We start from the raw sequence: 17,320 nt of genomic DNA on the forward strand, positions 1-17,320 counted from the left end.
ACCCCGGATCTCGGAAGGATGATCGGCGACGTGGGCAGAACTCTCGTACTCGGACTCGGCGGCACCGTCGACTACGAGCTGAAGTGGGATTCGTCGGTGTTCGACAGGCTGGCGCACGCGCACGGAGTGCGGCGGCACGAGCTCACCACCACGGCGCCGATCACCGACGAACGGTCGTTGCTGGTGGCGGTGCTCGCGTTCGTCGCCTCGGGGACCGGGGCGGAGCGTTTCGTCGCCTCGTCCGAGGTGATCGAGGACTTCGTGTCGCACTTCGAGCACGCGATCACGCTCGGGGGCACCGGTGTGCGAGCGGGGCTCGTGCTCGACGCCCTCGGCATCCCGAGCGTGCAGCACCTCGTCAGCATCGACGACAACGTCCGTCGTCTGCTGCCGGACACGATCTCCTACATCTGCTCGGCGACCGAGGACACCCTCGACCCGCATCTGATCGTGCAGTATCCGGTCGGCGCGCACGTGCGCCTCACGGACGGCGACGTCCTGTCGCCCGCGCCCAATCGGCTGATCTTCGCGAACGATCCGCCGAACCGGACGATGCTGCTCGCCACCGATCTGCCGACGACGCTGGCCGACGCGGGCGTCTTCCTCGTCTCGGGATTCAACACGATGCAGGATCACGACCTGCTGGAGCTCCGGCTCGCCGAGGTGCAGGGCGCGATGCGCAGCCTCCCCGACGACGCGCTCGTCTACTACGAGGACGCGGGCTTCTACACGCGCGATTTCGCCGACACCGTGCGCCGCCATCTGCTGCCGCAGATCCATGTCTACGGCATGAACGAGGATGAGCTGCAGGAGTACCTCGGACGCGCGGTGAACCTCCTTGATACCGACGACGTCATCCGCGCCCTCCGCGCGGTGCACGCGATCATCCCCGCGCGGGCACTCGTCGTACACACCCGCTACTGGGCGATCGCCATCGGACCGGATGCCGCCCGGCACGGTGCCGCCCTCGACTCCGCCGTCCGCGTCGCCGCCACCCGCTACCGCGTGGGCGACGCCCTGACCGCCGCGGACGTCGACGACACCGATGCGATGCCCCGCCACGGGGGAGGGGAGGCGCTCGTCGCCGCTGTCGAGGCCGGTCTGCCCGGTTCCGCCGGGGTCGCCGCATTCTCGCTCGACATCGCCACCCCGACGACCGTCGGACTCGGCGACACGTTCGTCGGCGGCTTCCTCGCCGGAGCCGTGCGATCGAAGGAGAACGTGTGAACCCGATCCTGCTGCCGTCCAACCGGCCCGCCGAGCGCTTCTACCGCGGCGGTGCGCGCATCAGCGCCTTCCGCGGCGAAGCCAGTGACGCTCCCCGCGAGCCGGAGGACTGGATCGGCTCGACGACCACGGTCAACGGCGAGCCCCTGCTCGGGCTCACCACGCTCCCGGACGGCCGCGTGCTGCGTGACGTGATCGAGCACGATCCGACGGCCTGGCTGGGCGATGCCACGTCGCACGGTGGGGTGCGGACACGCGACTGCTCGTGAAGCTGTTGGACGCGGGGCAGCGACTGCCGGTGCATGCACACCCGCACGACGACTTCGCAGCGACGCATCTCGGTCGAGCACACGGCAAGGCAGAGGCGTGGTATATGCTGCAGGGCGGCACGGTGCATGTCGGACTTCGGGAGGACGTCGATGCCGCGGCGCTCGCCGACCTCGTGGATCAGCAGGACGTGGACGCACTGCTCGGTCTGCTGCACGAGGTGGAGGTCGCTGCGGGCGACGTCGTCTGGGTGCCGCCGGGCGAACTGCACGCGATCGGCGCCGGCATCCTGCTGCTCGAACTCCAGCAGCCCGAAGATCTGTCGATCCTTCTCGAGTGGGACGGCTTCGCGATCGACGGTGCCGAGGCCGGGCATCTCGGCCTCGGCTTCGAGCTGGCGCTCGCCGCGGTGAACACCCGTGGGCGCTCGGCGGTCGACCTGGATGCGCTGATCGGAACCGCCCCCGACTCCGGTTCTGTCTTTCCAGCCGCCGCGGACGAGTACTTCCGACTCGAGCGGATCCCCGTCGACGGCTCGACCGTCGTCGGTCGCGGCTTCTCGATCGTGATCGTGAGCGGCGGTGACATCGAGATCGACGGACGGAGACTCCGCATCGGTTCCTCGCTGCTCGTGCCGGACGCGGCCGGGGTGCTCGAGGCGACGGGCGCGGGCGAGCTTCTCGTGGCCCGCCCGCCCGCGCCCTGACTCGGAATCGACGCGGACTCTCCCCGGCTAGACTGGAGCCATGCCCGAACCGAAAGTCGCCAGCTTTCCGGCGATCCGTGGTGCGCTGAAGTTCTACCAGATCGCGTCGATCATCACCGGAGTCATGCTGCTCCTGCTGGTCGCCGAGATGGTGCTGAAGTACACGCCGATCCGACTCGAGCTCTTCGCAGGGGGATCCGGCGGTCTGCTGTGGTTCGCACCCGTGGTCGAGGGACCCGATGGCCTCGAATCGACCGGCGACGGACTCAACATCTCGCTCTCGATCCTCGTCGCGCACGGCTGGTTCTACGTCGTCTACCTCTTCGCGTGCTTCCGGATGTGGAGCCTGATGCGCTGGCCGTTCCTGCGCTTCATCCTGCTCGCGCTCGGCGGTGTCATCCCGCTGCTGTCGTTCTTCATGGAGGCCATCGTCGCCCGCGACGTCAAGGCCTACCTCGCTTCCCGGGAGGCCGCCGCGGCCCCCGCCCCTGCCACGGAAGGTGTCCGGTGACCGAACAGTCCGAGACCCAGCAGCGCCCCGCGCTCGTCGTCGACTTCGGCGCGCAGTACGCGCAGCTGATCGCCCGCCGAGTGCGTGAGGCGGGTGTCTACAGCGAGATCGTGCCGCACACCGCCACGGCCGCCGAGATCGCCGAGAAGAACCCCGTCGCCATCATCCTCTCGGGTGGTCCGTCGTCGGTCTACGAAGAGGGCGCCCCGCGCCTCGACCCGGCCGTGTTCGACCTCGGAGTGCCCACGCTGGGCATCTGCTACGGCTTCCAGTACATGGCGCAGACGCTCGGCGGCGAGGTCGCGAACACCGGGCTTCGCGAGTACGGCGCGACGGATGCCGTCATCTCCGGCGACGGCGGCACGCTGCTCGGCGGCCAGCCGGCAGCGCAGAACGTCTGGATGAGCCACGGCGACCAGGTCGCCAAGGCGCCCGAGGGGTTCGACGTGCTCGCCACGACCGACGCGACGAAGGTCGCGGCGTTCGCGAACGAGGAGCGCGGCTTCTACGGTGTGCAGTGGCATCCCGAGGTCAAGCACTCCGACCACGGACAGCAGGTGCTCGAGAACTTCCTGCACAAGGGAGCCGGGCTCGCCTCCGACTGGAACAGCGACAACGTGATCGCCGAGCAGGTCGAGCGCATCCGCGAGCAGGTCGGTGACGCCCGCGTCATCTCCGCCCTCTCCGGCGGTGTCGACTCGGCGGTCTCGACCGCGCTCGTGCACAAGGCGATCGGCGACCAGCTGACCGCGGTGTTCGTCGACCACGGCCTTCTCCGCAAGGGCGAGCGCGAGCAGGTCGAGAAGGACTACGTCGAGTCGACCGGCGTGCGTCTGATCACGGTCGACGCGGCAGATGTCTTCCTCGGTCACCTCAAGGGCGTCACCGACCCCGAGGAGAAGCGCAAGATCATCGGGCGCGAGTTCATCCGCGCTTTCGAGAAGGTGCAGCTCGACCTCGTCGCCGAGGCGAAGGCCTCGGGCGGCGCCCCGGTCAAGTTCCTCGTGCAGGGCACGCTCTACCCCGACGTCGTCGAGTCGGGCGGCGGTGCAGGCACCGCGAACATCAAGTCGCACCACAACGTCGGCGGACTTCCCGATGACCTCGACTTCGAGCTCATCGAGCCGCTGCGCGCGCTGTTCAAGGACGAGGTCCGTGCGATCGGCCGCGAGCTCGGCATCCCCGAGGCCATCGTCGGGCGCCAGCCGTTCCCCGGCCCCGGCCTCGGAATCCGCATCATCGGCGAGGTCACGCAGGACCGCCTCGAGATCCTCCGCGAGGCCGATGCCATCGCTCGCGAGGAGCTCACCAAGGCCGGACTCGACCAGGACATCTGGCAGTGCCCGGTCGTTCTCCTCGCCGACGTCCGCTCGGTCGGCGTGCAGGGCGACGGACGCACCTACGGCCACCCGATCGTGCTGCGTCCGGTGTCGAGTGAAGACGCCATGACCGCCGACTGGACACGCCTGCCCTATGACGTGCTGGCCAAGATCTCCAACCGGATCACCAACGGCGTGCGCGACGTCAACCGCGTCGTGCTCGACGTGACGTCGAAGCCGCCGGGGACCATCGAATGGGAGTGAGCGTCTCGCTCACCTGATCTCGAACGGGCACGGACCATCACGGTCCGTGCCCGTTCGCGTTATTTCGGGCAGGATGAGCGTATGACCAAGGCGCGGACGAAGATCACGGTGATCGGTGCAGGCAGTGTGGGCGTCAGCGTCGCGTATGCGGCGCTGATCCGGGGGAGTGCGGCCGAGGTCGCGCTCTACGACATCGCCACCGACAAGGTGGATGCCGAGGTGCTCGATCTCGCGCACGGGACGCAGTTCACCTCCGCGGCCGTGAGCGGCGGCTCCGACCTCGCCGTCGTCGAGGGCAGCGACGTGATCGTCGTCACCGCCGGAGCGAAGCAGCAGCCGGGACAGACCCGCATGGAGCTCTCGGGCATCAACGCTCGTCTGCTCGAGAAGCTCATGCCCCAGCTCGTCGAGCGCGCGCCGAACGCCGTCTTCATCATCGTCACGAATCCGGCCGATGTGATGACGGTCGTCGCCCAGCGTGTCTCGGGCCTGCCGCCGCATCGCGTCTTCGGATCCGGAACCGTGCTCGACACGTCGCGTCTGCGCTGGCGGCTCGCGCATCGCGCGAATGTGAGCACCGCGAGCGTGCACGCCGACATCGTGGGCGAGCACGGCGACACGGAGTTCCCGCTCTGGTCGAACGCGACCATCGGCTCGGTGCCGATTCTCGACTGGCCCGCCGATGAGCCGTTCACCGTCGACGAGCTCGACCGCATCGCCGTCGAGGTGCGCGATGCGGCCTATGCCGTCATCCGCGGCAAGGGAGCCACGAATCTCGCGATCGGCGTCAGCTGCGCCCGCATCGCCGAGGCAGTGCTGCACGACGAGCGGGCGGTGCTTCCGGTCGCGACGGTGCTCGACGGCGAATACGGGCTTCGCGGTGTCGCGCTGTCGGTGCCCTCGGTGGTGGGCGCTGCCGGGGCCGTGCCGTTGGCCGAGACGCCCATGAGCGAGCACGAACTCGCACTGCTGCGGGCCTCGGCCGACGCGATCCGGGCTGCGGTCGACGAGCTCGACTGAACGGCCACCGGAGAATCCCAGAGTTTTTTCGCGGAGATGTCGATCTGCGGCACCTTCGTTCGACGTCTTCAATGAGAGGGTCGACAGGCGGCCCCACCACCGAGGAGAACACCATGAAGTACATGCTGATCATGCGCTCGAACGACGAAGCGGTCGAGGCGTACAAGGAGATGCCGTTCGAGCAGGTCATCGAGGCGATGGGCAAGTACAACGAGTCGATGATCAAGGCCGGCGTGCTGGCTGCGGGCGAGGGCCTCAGCGACGCGGCGGAGGGATTCGTCGTCGACTTCAGCGCCGAGAAGCCTCTCATCACCGACGGCCCCTACGGAGAGACGAAGGAGCTGTTCAACGGCTTCTGGATCCTCGAGGTCTCCAGTCGTGAAGAGGCGGCGGAGTGGGCGAGCAGGGCTCCCCTCGGCAAGGGGTCGTTCCTCGAGGTGCGGCGTGTGACCGACGAGTCCGACTTCCCGGCCGACAACGAGTGGATCGAGAAGGAGAAGGGCTGGCGCGAAGAGGAAGAGGCGCGTCGCGCCCAGCAGTGAGATGACCGACTCCGCACGCCGCGAGACGGTCCGCCACGCACCCGACGAGGGCGTGCGGCGGGCCGTCGCCGCCGTGTGGCGCATCGAGTCGGCGAAGATCGTCGCGACCCTGACGCGTGTGGTCGGCGACTTCGGCCTCGCCGAGGACCTCGCGCAGGAGGCGCTGCTCGATGCCCTGCGGCAGTGGCCGGTCGAGGGCGTTCCGCGCAACGGCGCCGCCTGGCTCACGGCGGTCGCGAAGCGCAAGGCGATCGACGGCTGGCGGCGCCGCGAACGTCTCGACGACCGGATGGCCGTGCTCGCCCACGACCTCGAGCGAGAGCAGGCGGATGCCGCAGACGCGCCGCCCTGGGACCCGGATGCGGTCGACGACGACGTGCTGCGGCTGATCTTCATCTCGTGCCACCCGGTGCTCTCGCGCGAGGCGCAGGTGGCGCTCACCCTCCGCGTGGTGGGCGGCCTGTCGAGCGAGGAGATCGCCCGGGCGTTCCTCGTGCCGACGGCGACCGTGCAGCAGCGCATCGTGCGGGCCAAGAAGACTCTCGGTGCGGCGCAGGTCCCGTTCGAGATGCCACCACGGGAGGAGCACGCAGAGCGCCTGGGAGCGATCCTGGGCGTGCTCTACCTGATCTTCAACGAGGGGCACGCCGCGAGCAGCGGTCCCGACTGGATGCGCCCCGAGCTGAGTCTCGAGGCGATCAGACTCACGCGGGTGCTGGCCGCGCTGATGCCGCGCGAGCGCGACGTGCACAGCCTGCTGGCCCTGATGGAGCTCACCGCCGCGCGGTTCCCCGCCCGGATCGATGCCCACGGCGAACCGGTGCTCCTGTCCGACCAGGACCGTCGTCGCTGGGATCGCAGCCGCATCGCGCGGGGACGTGCTGCGCTCGCGGCCGCTGACGCACTCGGCTCGGGTCGCGGCCCCTACGGCCTTCAGGCGGGGATCGCGGAATGCCATGCGACAGCCGCGTCCGTCGACGACACCGACTGGGAGCGGATCGTGCTCCTGTACGAGGCGCTCGGTCGGATCGCTCCCTCGCCGGTCGTGGAGCTCAACCGGGCGGCTGCCGTCGCGATGGCGACGGGCCCGGCATCCGCTCTGCAGATCATCGACCGGCTCGGCGCCTCGGGTGCGCTGGCCGGTTACCACCTGCTGCCCGCGACGCGGGGGGAACTGCTGCTGCGACTCGGTCGCGCGGAGGAGGCGCGCAGCGAGTTCGCCGTCGCCGCAGCGCTCGCAGGCAACGACAGGGAGCGGGCGCTGCTGCAGGCCAAGGCCGACGCGCGCTGACCAGACGGCACACAGAGAAACCGCCCTCTCCACCAGCGTCGCTGGGGAAGAGGGCGGTTTCCTGTGTTGCTATGAGGTCAGCTGCGGGCCTTGCTGCCGCGGTTGACGATCAGGCCGTAGATCAGCAGCACGATGATCGAGCCGCCGATGGCGAGGAGCCACGTGCCCAGGTCCCAGAACTCCGTGAGAGGACGGTTCAGGATCAGGCTTCCGAGCCAGCCGCCGAGGAGGGCGCCGACGACGCCGAGCAGGAGGGTGATGAACCATCCGCCACCCTGCTTGCCGGGAAGGATCAGCTTCGCGATGGCTCCGGCGATGAGGCCGAGAAGAAGGAATCCGAGAAAGCTCATGTTCAGCTCCTTTGTTTCGTGAGCCCTGGGGTGCCAGGGCTCGTGTGATCCACTGTGCCCTCTCAGCTGATTATCAGCCAACCCCTTGCGCTGGAGGCCTCGGATATGCCAAGAGGCCCGCCCCCGAAGGGACGGGCCTCTGAGTGGGGCGGTTCGCGGTCAGTTGTTGCCGCGGACGATCGCGATGATGCGCAGGATCTCGACGTAGAGCCAGACGACCGTGACCATGATGCCGAAGGCGCCGAGCCAGCCGTACTTGCGGGGAGCGCCGTTGCGCACGCCCTGCTGGATCTGGTCGAAGTCGAGGACCAGCGAGTAGGCCGCCATGATGACGACCAGGACGCCGATGATCAGACCGAGCGGGATGCCGAAGATGGGCTGGCTGTAGAGGCCGAACGCCTGACCCTGGGGGAGGACGCCGGTCCACATGAGCACGAGGTTCAGCAGCGAGAACACGAGGTAGCCGACCATGGCGATCATGAAGATCTTGGTGGCCTTCTTCGACGCGCGAATCTTGCCGCTGGCGAAGAGAGCGAGGGTCACGCCGACGACCGAGACCGTGGCGAGCGTGGCCTGCACGACGATGCCGGGCCACATGACCTCGAAGAACGCCGAGATGCCGCCGACGAAGAGGCCCTCGAATGCGGCGTAGGCGAAGATCAGCGCGGGGCGGACCTTCTTGCGCGAGGTGAACGTGATGACCATCGCGAGCACGAAGCCGCCGAGTGCGCCGACGATCCACGGCATGAGGTTCGGCTCGAAGCGGTTGTAGGGGTTCAGCTCGGGAGCGGCGACGCCGCCCAGAGTCAGGAACCAGCCGACGGCGGCGGTGACGAGCAGGATGGCGAAGAGTCCGGCGGTCTTCCAGACGGTGTCCTCGACGGACATGCGGTCGGTCTCGATCGCGCCGGCCGGGGGAGCCGCGTACATGCCCTCCAGCTGCGCGTTCGCCGCGGCGTCCATGGTGCCGTGCTGGAACGACGCGGCTTGCGCCCCCTGCGCTCCCTGCGGGGCACCCGGGTAGGTCGCGACGTTGCGCGGATCCTGCTGCTGGAACGCCGGGTTGTTGAAGGCGAAGTTGCTCATGTGGGCCTCACTCCAAAGTGGGTTGTAGGTCGCTTTCCTCCACGATACCCGGAAGGGCAGGTCATCAGGGTGTTCTACGCTGAGAGCGTGCCCAGGAAATCGCCTCTCGTGATCGGGCATCGCGGTGCGCCCGGCTATCGTCCGGAACACAGTCGCTCGTCATACGAGCTCGCCCTCGCGATGGGAGTCGATGCGGTCGAACCCGACGTCGTCGCCACGAAGGACGGCGTGCTCATCGTGCGGCACGAGAACGAGATCTCCGGCACCACGGATGTGGCCGAGCACCGGGAGTTCGCCGACCGGAAGACGACCAAGCGCGTCGACGGCGAGGCCCTCACCGGCTGGTTCACCGAGGACTTCACCTGGGATGAGCTCACGACGTTGCGCAGCCGGGAGCGCCTTCCGAAGGTGCGCGTGTCGAGCGCGAGCTTCGACGGTTCGCAGGCGATCCTGCGGTTGACCGACGTGCTCGACATCGTCCGGGCCGGCTCGGTCGAGTACGGACGCGAGATCGGCGTGGTGCTCGAGGTCAAGCACGCCACATACTTCGCGAGCATCGGCCTCGACCTCGCGCCGCTGATCGAACGCGACCTGCGTGCGGCGGGGTGGGCCGAGGGCGAGCTGCCGCTGATCGTGGAGTCCTTCGAGTCGACGATCCTCGGACAGCTGAGGGCCCGAGGCATCGGGGCGTCGTATGTCTACCTGATCGAGGCGTCGGGACGCGCGTACGATCTGGTCGTCGCTCAGGGCACGCAGGCGCCCACGTATGCGGCCACCGTCACCCCGCAGGGACTCGATGCGCTCGTCGGCCGGGTCGACGGAATCAGCGTCGACAAGCGCATGCTGCTCGCCGCAGGCAACTCGATCGTCTCCGATGCGCACGCGCGCGGGCTCACGGTCTTCACATGGACCTGTCGGCCGGAGAACGCCTTCCTCTCGGCGGAGTTCCGCGGCCACGGAGGCAAGAGCGCCTACGGGGACTACGAGGCCGAATGGGGCGTCATCGCTCGCACGGGAGTCGACGGGGTCTTCGTCGATCACCCCGACCTCGGGGTCGGTTTCTTTCGCGGCTGACCTCGATCAGAACGGGCCGAGCACGTCCGGAACGGGGCGATCGAGGTGGAGCGCTCGCAGCGGCTCGAGGATCTCGCGCTCCTCGAAGCGGAAGTGCGACTCCATGATCGCGCCGATGCCGTCGAGGTGGCGCTTCAGCGTCTCGCTGCCCTCTCCGCTCTCGACGGCCGTGCGGAGTCCTCCGAGCAGGTGGGCCAGCATCGAGTGATCCTGCATCAGCTTGGCGATCACGTCGCCGAGTTCCGGGTGCTGGTCGCGCAGCGCGGGGAACAGGGCGCGGTCCTCGCTCAGATGATGCCCATCGAGGGCCGAGCAGAAGCCGATGCAGAACAGCGCGAGCTCGCGCGCGGCATCCGGAGCATCCGAACCGTCCTGCACCGCCTCCCTCGTGGCCTCGAGGGCGGCGCGGAGTCTCGTGTGCGCCCGGCGCAGCTCTGCGTCCCAGGCGATCAGGCGATCGGCATCCATCCCGGCAATTCTAGAGCCGGCAGCCGCGGTCAGAGCGTGCGGTCGAAGGCGCCGCGGCGCGACACGATCTCCTTGCCGAGAGGCATCAGCGAGACGGGCACCATCTTGAAGTCGGCGATGCCCATCGGGATGCCGATGATCGTGATGCAGAGCGCGAGGCCGGAGACGATGTGTCCGATCGCCAACCACCAGCCGGCGAGGATGACCCAGAGCACGTTGCCGAGGAACGAGCCGACTCCGGAGGTCGGCTTGCTGACGATCTCACGCCCGAACGGCCAGATCGCGTAGCGGGCGATGCGGAACGAGGCGATGGCCCAGGGGATCGTCACGATCGGAATGCACAGCAGGATGCCGGCCAGCATGTAGCCGAGGAAGAGAGCGAGTCCGGCGAAGATCAGCCAGATGATGTTGAGGATCGTGCGCACGGGCCGATTCTCGCATCGACGGCTGAGCATCCGCCTGTTCGCGGCCTCCCGGGCCGATGGCGAACCGCCACCGGTCGTTCACCATCCGTGCACCTGCACGCCGTCGTTCGGCCATGCGGGATCGCTGATGTGGAGTCCTACCCGACTGATTCCCTCAGGAGCCCTATGTCCCGCCTGCACTCTGCGGCTGCGGTCACGACGGTCTGCGCACTCAGCGCTGCCGCCCTGCTCGCCGTGCCGCTCGCCGCCACCGGAGCCGAACCCGGTGTCCGCATCAACGAAGTCGAGTCGAGCGGGGGAGCACCCGGCGACTGGATCGAGTTCGTCAACACGTCGGCCGTCGCGGTCGACCTGAGCGGTTTCGTCGTCAAGGACGACGGCGAAGATGAGGCGTACACATTCCCGGACGGATCGGTGATCGAGCCCGGCGCGCATCTCGTTCTCGACCAGGCCGATGCCGGAGCGGGCGGCTTCGCCTTCGGCCTCGGCAAAGAAGACCAGGTGCGGCTGTTCGACCCGAGCGCCGTGCTCGTGGACGAGACATCGTGGGCGGCTCACGCTGCGGTGACCTGGGGAGCGCGGGAGGTCGACGGCATCGTCGAATGGGCGGAGACGTCCGAGTCCACGAAGGGCGCGGCGAACGTCTTCGCATCCGACGAACCTCTGGGCGGCACCATCGCGATAAACGAGGTCGACTCGCAGCCGGCGGACTGGGTGGAGTTCCACAACTCGGGCGATGCCCCTCTCGACATCTCGGGCTACGAGATCCGCGACAACTCCGACGACCACCGCTGGCAGTTCCTGCCGGGCACGGAGATCGCCGCCGGCGAGTTCCTCGTCGTCGAGGAGGGCACCATCGGTCTCGTCGGTGGCGTCGAGACGGCCTTCCGCGATCCGATCGGAATCGGCAGCGCCGACCGCATCCGCCTGTTCGACACGGCTGGCGTGCTGGTCGATGACACGCAGGCATGGAGCGGCCATGCCGCCATCGACGGCGACGCCATCGCCGCGACCCTCGCACGCTGCCCCGACGGAGAGGGCTCCTTCGTGCTCGCATATGCGACCCCGGGGGTGACGAACACGTGCGTCATGCCGGACGTCGTGATCAACGAGATCGAATCCGACGGCGACGCGACCGACTGGGTCGAGGTCGTCAACTCGGGCAGCACACCGGTCGACCTCTCCGGCTGGACCGTCATGGACGGCGACCCGGTCGGCCACGCGGCGGAGACGACGCCGCTGCCCGCGGGCACCGTGCTCGAACCCGGCGCGTACCTCGTCTTCGACCAGCCGAAGGACTTCGTGTTCGGTCTGGGCAACGGCGACACCGTCACGCTGCGCGACGCGAACCTCAACATCGTCGACGAGCACGTCTACGCGGCGCATGCGGCGGGCGTCCTCGCGCGATGCGCGGACGGAGCTGGAGAGTTCGCCGACATCGCGGTCTCGACCAAGGGCCAGCGCAACGCGTGCGGCAACCCGGTGCGGATCAACGAGGTCGAGTCCGACGGCGGATCGCCCGGTGACTGGATCGAACTCGTCAACCCGACCGCATCCGCCCTCGACGTCTCCGGCGTCGTCGTGAAGGACGACGACGACACCCACTCCTACGTCATTCCGGCCGCGACCACCATCGCCGCGGGCGGATACCTCGTCATCGAGGGCACGGACCTCGGCTTCGGTCTGGGTGACGGCGACTCCGTTCGCGTCTTCGACGGAGATCTGCTCATCGACTCCACCACGTGGGGCGCAGGGCACGCGGCCACCACGTGGGGGCGCTGCCCGGACATCGCCGGCACCTTCGCGGCGACCGCGGAGAGCACGAAGGGTGCGGCGAACATCTGCGCCGGCGAGATCCCCGTCTCGCCATGGCCGGGTTCGGCCGACGTCCGGGTGCTCGACACCGCGCCGACGTTCCTCGAGGACAGCTCGGGTCTCGACGTGCAGGAGACGTCGGACGGATCGTTCCTCTGGGCCGTGGACAACGGCGAGGGGCGCATCTGGAAGCTCGAGGCCCACGCCGACGGCTCGTTCTCGCAGATCGCCGGGTGGGAGTCGGGCAAGCGTGTGCGATTCCAGAAGGATGCCGGCGACCCGAACGCCGCAGGCCCCGACACCGAGGGCATCACCGTCGACGGCGAGGGATCGGTCTACGTCGCCTCCGAGCGTGACAACAGCGCCAAGGGCGTGAACCAGAACACCATCCTGAAGGTCGACCCTGAAGCCTCCGCCGACGACCTCGTCGCCGAGCAGGAGTGGGATCTGACCTCGTCGCTCCCCGCCGTGGGAGCGAACCTCGGCATGGAGGCGGTGCAGTGGGTGCCGGACAGCGCTCTTGACGGCGCACTCTTCGACGTCAACACCGCGGCCCCGTACGACTCGGCAGACTACGCCGGACACGGCGGCGGCCTGTTCTTCGTCGCGGTCGAGGACAACGGTCACGTCTACGCGTTCGCGCTCGGCGCCGACGGCCGGGCCACGCTGGTGTCGGAGATCGCACCCGGTCTGCCCGGCGTCATGGCGCTCGACTACGACAGCGTGCTCGACGTGCTGTGGGCGGTCTGCGACGACGGCTGCCAGGGGCAATCGGCCCAGATCACGCTGAACGGCACCGAACAGCCCGGCATCGCGCACTTCGCCCGCCCTGCCGGCATGCCCGACATCAACAACGAGGGATTCGCGACCGCCCCGGCCTCGCTGTCGGTCGACGGTGAGCGTCCGGTCTGGTGGTTCGCCGACGGTTTCGCCGCCGAGGCGCTGCGAGTCGGCACCCTTCCCGGAGTGACCGGAGAGACGCCCGGCGAAGGGTCCGGGGAGAACCCGGGGCAGACTCCTGGCGAAGGCCCGGTCTCGAGCCAGCCCGGCGGCGCGCCTTCCGGTGACGACCGTGACGGTGCCGCCGGCCTCGCTGCGACCGGCGCGGAGGTGCCCGTGGCCCTGATCGCTCTGGCCCTGATGCTCGTCGTCGGCGGTGCGCTCGTCGCCGGTCGGCGCCGGCGCGTCAGCTGACACGAGCGACGCGACGACGGTGGGGCGGATGCACGGGATCCCGTGCATCCGCCCCATCCGCCGGCAGTGTCGGTGGCGCGGCCTAGACTCGTAGAGCCATGACCGAAGCCCCCCTCATCGTCCCCGGATCCGTCGGCCCTCGCTCCACCGGAGCGCAGGGACAGGACGACCTCCTCGCCGGCCTCAACCCGCAGCAGCTCGAAGCGGTGACCTACCGCGGACCCGCGCTGCTGATCGTCGCGGGTGCAGGCTCCGGCAAGACCAGCGTGCTGACACGGCGCATCGCCTCTCTGCTGAGGTCACGCGAGGCATGGCCCAGCCAGATCCTCGCGATCACCTTCACCAACAAGGCCGCCGGTGAGATGCGCGAGCGCGTCGAGGCGATCGTGGGCGACGCGGCGCGGGGCATGTGGATCTCGACGTTCCACTCCGCCTGCGTGCGGATCCTCCGGCGTGAGGCTCAGCAGTTCGGGTTCACCAAGTCATTCACGATCTACGACTCCGGTGATTCGCGGGCGCTCATCAAGCGGCTGGTCAAGCAGCACGAGGCCGATGCCTACGGTCTCACGCCCGGGGCCGTGCAGTCGCGCATCTCCAAGCTCAAGAACGAGCTGTCGGATGCCGACGCGTATGCGCGACAGGCGAACATGAACGACCCGGCCGAGCGGATCTTCGTCGAGCTTTTCGCCGACTACCAGCGGCAGCTGCAGAAGGCGAACGCGTTCGACTTCGACGACCTGATCGGCCAGACCGTCTATCTGTTCCGCGCCTTCCCTCAGGTCGCCGACACCTATCGGCGCAGGTTCCGTCATGTGCTGGTCGACGAGTACCAGGACACGAACCACGCTCAGTACGCCCTCATCCACGAGCTGACGCGTCCGGTCTCGGGCGATTCGCCCGATCCGTATGCCTCCGACGGCATGATGATCTTCGAGCCGGAGACCACGCCGGAGCTCGAAGGCGCGTCACTCACCGTGGTGGGTGATTCCGACCAGTCGATCTACGCCTTCCGTGGCGCCGACATCCGCAACATCAGCGAGTTCGAGCGCGACTTCCCCGGCGCTCGCGTCGTGCTGCTCGAGCAGAACTACCGTTCGACGCAGAACATCCTCTCGGCGGCGAACGCGGTGATCGGCAACAACTTCGACCGCAAGGACAAGAAGCTCTGGAGCGACAAGGGCGACGGCGACATGATCGTCGGCTTCACCGGGTACTCCCAGCACGATGAGGCCCAATTCGTCGCCGACGAGGTCGAGGCGCTGCACCGCGCCGGCATGCCGTACTCCGAGATGGCCGTCTTCTACCGCACGAACTCGCAATCGCGTGCGCTGGAGGAGATCTTCATCCGCTCCGCCGTGCCCTACAAGATCATGGGCGGCACGAAGTTCTACGAGCGTGCCGAGATCAAGGACGCCCTCGCCTACCTGGTCGCCGTCGCGAACCCGGCCGACGAGATGGCTGTCCGCCGCATCCTGAACAAGCCCAGGCGCGGCATCGGCGATGTGACCGAGACGGCGATCGCCCGGTTCGCCGAAGACCACGACATCACGTTCCGGCAGGCCCTGTCCGTGCCCGAGCAGCTGGGCTTCGGTCCGAAGATCCAGGCCGGCATCGCCCAGCTCGATGCCGTGCTGGCCGAGGCGACGGAGATCATGCTCCCCGCCTCCGGCGAGGTTCCCGCTCCGACCACCGTCGCCGACGGGCTCAACGTGCTGCTGTCGAAGAGCGGCTACCTCGACGCCCTGCGGGCGAGCCGCGACCCACAGGATGAGGCGCGCGTCGAGAACCTCGACGAGTTCGTCGCCGTCGCGCGGGACTTCGCGCGCAACAATCCTGACGGGACGATCGTGGACTTCCTCACAGAGGTCGCCCTGGTCTCGGATGCCGACGACCTCGACGACGAATCAGGGTCGGTGTCGATGATGACGATGCACACCGCGAAGGGACTCGAGTACGACGCGGTCTTCGTGACCGGCGTCGAAGAGGATCTGATCCCGCACCGCATCTCGGCGGGGGAGCCGGGCGGTCCTCAGGAAGAGCGGAGGCTCTTCTACGTCGGCATCACGCGCGCGCGGAAGCGCCTGCATCTGTCGCTCGCGATGACCAGGGCCCAGTTCGGCGAGGTCTCGGTCGCGATGCCCAGCCGCTTCCTGCAGGAGATCCCCGCCGGACTCATCGACTGGCGCCAGTCGCCCGGCGACGTCAACTCCCGGGGAGGCATGCAGTCCCGTGCGCTCAATGCGCGCCGGGCAGGCGGATTCGGCGGCTCCGGCGGCTCCGGTTCCGGCGACCGTTTCGCGGTGAAGCAGCTGCCGGGGCGCGACTCTCTCAAGCCGCTCTCGACCGCGATGGACAAGTTCCCCAACCGCGTGACGGCGAAGATGCGTGACAACGGCGACCTCGAACTCGCCGCCGGGGATCGCATCCGCCACACGGACTTCGGCGACGGACGGGTCGACGCGGTGACGGGCGAGGGTGCCAAGCGCATCGCGCACGTGCGCTTCGATTCCGCCGGCCAGAAGAAGCTCCTGATCAAGGTCGCGCCGATCGAGAAGATCTAGCCCTCTGGCGGGTTAGGCTGGCTGATATGGCCCTGTTCTCCCGCCGCAAGAAGTCCGCCGACGACGTCGTCGCCGACCAGTTCGACACCGAGACCGAGGAGTCCGCCGACGAGACTCCGGACGGTGCGGAGGCGTCGGCGGACGCCGCCGAGGCCACGCCCACCATCGGTATCTCCGTCCAGGCGTTCCGTGGGGTCGGTGCTCAGGCCGGACCGGAGGTCGAGCTGCCCGGTCCTGACGCGCCGGCAGCATCGGCGCCTGCGACAGCACCCGCCCCTGCTCCCGCTGCGCCGGCACCCGCCCCTGCTCCCGCTGCGCCGGCACCCGCCCCCGTGGCCGAGCCCGAGCGTCGACTGCCGCTGGCGCCCGCGATGCCGCCCGAGCAGACCGAGACCGTCCCGGGCATGAAGGACAACGTCCTGCTGCGTGAATCCCTGAAAGAGGTCGAGCAGGGCGCCACGAACGAGCAGCTGCTCGGAGTGCTCCGCCAGGCGCTGCAGGGGCACATGTACATCCGCGTCAACGGTGACGCACGCGCGCAGATCAGTGAGGGCAAGCCTCTCGCTGTCGCGGTCGTGCGTGATGGCGATCGTCAGTTCATGCTCGCGTTCAGTTCGGCCGCCGCTGTCCGAGACTCCGTGCAGCTCGAGAAGGACCCGACGGCGACATCTGCCGTCGCCCAGCCTGTCACGTCCGTTCTGCAGCAGGTCGTCTCGGGTGACTTCGCCGGCCTCATCGTCGACAACGCCTCTGCACCGCACCGCGTGGTGTTCCCGTCCGAGCTCCTGCAGAAGGCGCTCGAGCAGGCAGACGTCGACATGACGGTCAAGTCGCTGATCGCCGCGCCGCGAGAGCAGGACACCGCATCGAAGGTCGGTGAGGCGCTCGCGACGAAGCGCATGTGGGTCGCCGTCAACGAGGGAAATCCCGGCGGACAGGTCGGGATCGCCGAAGCGCAGACTCCCGACGGCAAGCGGTTCCTCCAGCTCTTCTCGCACCCGCTCGAGGTGCTCGCGCTCGGTCGGGGCGATCGACCGCTGCCGTTCGAGCCGCTGCAGCTGGCCAAGATCCTCTCCAGCCACATCGATATGGCCGGGGTCATCATCGATCCGGCCGGCCCCAGCATCGTGGTCGAGCGCGACGCTCTCACCTCGGTGCTGATCCTCGCGATCGACATCGACGACTGACGGGCTTCCCCCG

16 protein-coding genes are annotated in these 17,320 nt (G+C 68.6%); 12 read left to right on the plus strand and 4 right to left on the minus strand.

The genetic code is table 11. From position 1 onward, the window contains the following. Positions 1 to 30: 30 nt before the first annotated feature. The 8 genes from BEP68_RS11765 to BEP68_RS11795 all read left to right on the plus strand — a co-directional run bounded on the left by BEP68_RS11765 (position 31) and on the right by BEP68_RS11795 (position 7,147). Positions 31 to 1,227 (plus strand): ADP-dependent glucokinase/phosphofructokinase, encoded by a 1,197-nt coding sequence (locus BEP68_RS11765; protein WP_187250066.1) that lies wholly within the window; start codon positions 31 to 33, stop codon positions 1,225 to 1,227. Further along, positions 1,224 to 1,496 (plus strand): hypothetical protein, encoded by a 273-nt coding sequence (locus tag BEP68_RS18220; protein ID WP_261987827.1) that lies wholly within the window; start codon positions 1,224 to 1,226, stop codon positions 1,494 to 1,496. The genes BEP68_RS11765 and BEP68_RS18220 overlap by 4 nt, the downstream gene beginning before the upstream one ends. Further along, positions 1,493 to 2,200 carry a class I mannose-6-phosphate isomerase gene (locus tag BEP68_RS11770; RefSeq protein WP_261987828.1) on the plus strand — a complete coding sequence of 236 codons (708 nt, stop codon included), beginning with the start codon at positions 1,493 to 1,495 and terminating at the stop codon, positions 2,198 to 2,200. Before BEP68_RS18220 ends, BEP68_RS11770 begins: the two co-directional genes overlap by 4 nt. Before the next feature lie 40 nt (positions 2,201 to 2,240). Beyond that, positions 2,241 to 2,711, plus strand: a complete 471-nt coding sequence (locus tag BEP68_RS11775) for a DUF3817 domain-containing protein (RefSeq protein WP_187250067.1) — start codon at positions 2,241 to 2,243, stop codon at positions 2,709 to 2,711. Then, complete coding sequence (gene guaA, locus BEP68_RS11780) at positions 2,708 to 4,294, plus strand: glutamine-hydrolyzing GMP synthase (protein ID WP_072590861.1); 1,587 nt, start codon at positions 2,708 to 2,710, stop codon at positions 4,292 to 4,294. Before BEP68_RS11775 ends, guaA begins: the two co-directional genes overlap by 4 nt. Positions 4,295 to 4,375: 81 nt before the next feature. Further along, positions 4,376 to 5,314, plus strand: a complete 939-nt coding sequence (locus tag BEP68_RS11785; protein WP_053098984.1) for an L-lactate dehydrogenase — start codon at positions 4,376 to 4,378, stop codon at positions 5,312 to 5,314. 113 nt (positions 5,315 to 5,427) lie between these two features. Beyond that, positions 5,428 to 5,856: a YciI family protein gene (locus tag BEP68_RS11790; RefSeq protein ID WP_053098985.1), complete on the plus strand. Its 429-nt coding sequence runs from the start codon at positions 5,428 to 5,430 to the stop codon at positions 5,854 to 5,856. Between the two features lies 1 nt (position 5,857). Next, complete coding sequence (locus BEP68_RS11795) at positions 5,858 to 7,147, plus strand: RNA polymerase sigma factor (RefSeq protein ID WP_187250068.1); 1,290 nt, start codon at positions 5,858 to 5,860, stop codon at positions 7,145 to 7,147. Between the two features lie 77 nt (positions 7,148 to 7,224). On the opposite strand, the gene BEP68_RS11800 is transcribed toward BEP68_RS11795, so the two are convergent. Both BEP68_RS11800 and BEP68_RS11805 read right to left on the minus strand, forming a co-directional pair. Then, on the minus strand, positions 7,225 to 7,497 hold the full coding sequence (locus tag BEP68_RS11800) for a GlsB/YeaQ/YmgE family stress response membrane protein (RefSeq protein ID WP_053098987.1): 273 nt from the start codon (positions 7,495 to 7,497) through the stop codon (positions 7,225 to 7,227). A 159-nt stretch (positions 7,498 to 7,656) separates the two neighbouring features. Next, positions 7,657 to 8,583, minus strand: coding sequence for a Bax inhibitor-1/YccA family protein (locus BEP68_RS11805; protein ID WP_053098988.1), 927 nt, complete (start codon positions 8,581 to 8,583; stop codon positions 7,657 to 7,659). 87 nt (positions 8,584 to 8,670) lie between these two features. Between BEP68_RS11805 and BEP68_RS11810 the strand changes: the two genes are divergently transcribed. Next, entirely contained in the window at positions 8,671 to 9,657 is a 987-nt protein-coding gene (locus tag BEP68_RS11810; protein ID WP_187250069.1) for a glycerophosphodiester phosphodiesterase family protein, read from the plus strand. Positions 9,658 to 9,663: 6 nt separating this feature from the next. Here the strand turns inward: BEP68_RS11810 and BEP68_RS11815 are convergent, their stop codons facing one another. After that, the gene (locus tag BEP68_RS11815; RefSeq protein ID WP_187250070.1) at positions 9,664 to 10,125 is read right to left on the minus strand and encodes a hemerythrin domain-containing protein; all 462 of its coding nucleotides are present in this window, start codon (positions 10,123 to 10,125) and stop codon (positions 9,664 to 9,666) included. Positions 10,126 to 10,154: 29 nt separating this feature from the next. Continuing rightward, positions 10,155 to 10,550, minus strand: coding sequence for a YccF domain-containing protein (locus tag BEP68_RS11820; protein ID WP_187250071.1), 396 nt, complete (start codon positions 10,548 to 10,550; stop codon positions 10,155 to 10,157). Positions 10,551 to 10,715: 165 nt separating this feature from the next. On the opposite strand from BEP68_RS11820, the gene BEP68_RS11825 reads away from it, so the two are divergent. From BEP68_RS11825 to BEP68_RS11835, 3 genes are all read left to right on the plus strand, one after another. Next, complete coding sequence (locus BEP68_RS11825) at positions 10,716 to 13,559, plus strand: lamin tail domain-containing protein (RefSeq protein WP_187250072.1); 2,844 nt, start codon at positions 10,716 to 10,718, stop codon at positions 13,557 to 13,559. A 98-nt stretch (positions 13,560 to 13,657) separates the two neighbouring features. Next, a complete protein-coding gene (locus BEP68_RS11830) occupies positions 13,658 to 16,120 on the plus strand; it encodes an ATP-dependent helicase (protein ID WP_187250073.1) in 2,463 nt (820 codons plus the stop codon). A gap of 26 nt (positions 16,121 to 16,146) precedes the next feature. Next, a complete protein-coding gene (locus BEP68_RS11835; protein ID WP_187250074.1) occupies positions 16,147 to 17,307 on the plus strand; it encodes an SseB family protein in 1,161 nt (386 codons plus the stop codon). The last annotated feature ends 13 nt before the right edge of the window (positions 17,308 to 17,320 follow it).

The organism is Microbacterium sp. 4-7 (assembly GCF_014332665.1).
GTDB lineage: Bacteria > Actinomycetota > Actinomycetes > Actinomycetales > Microbacteriaceae > Microbacterium.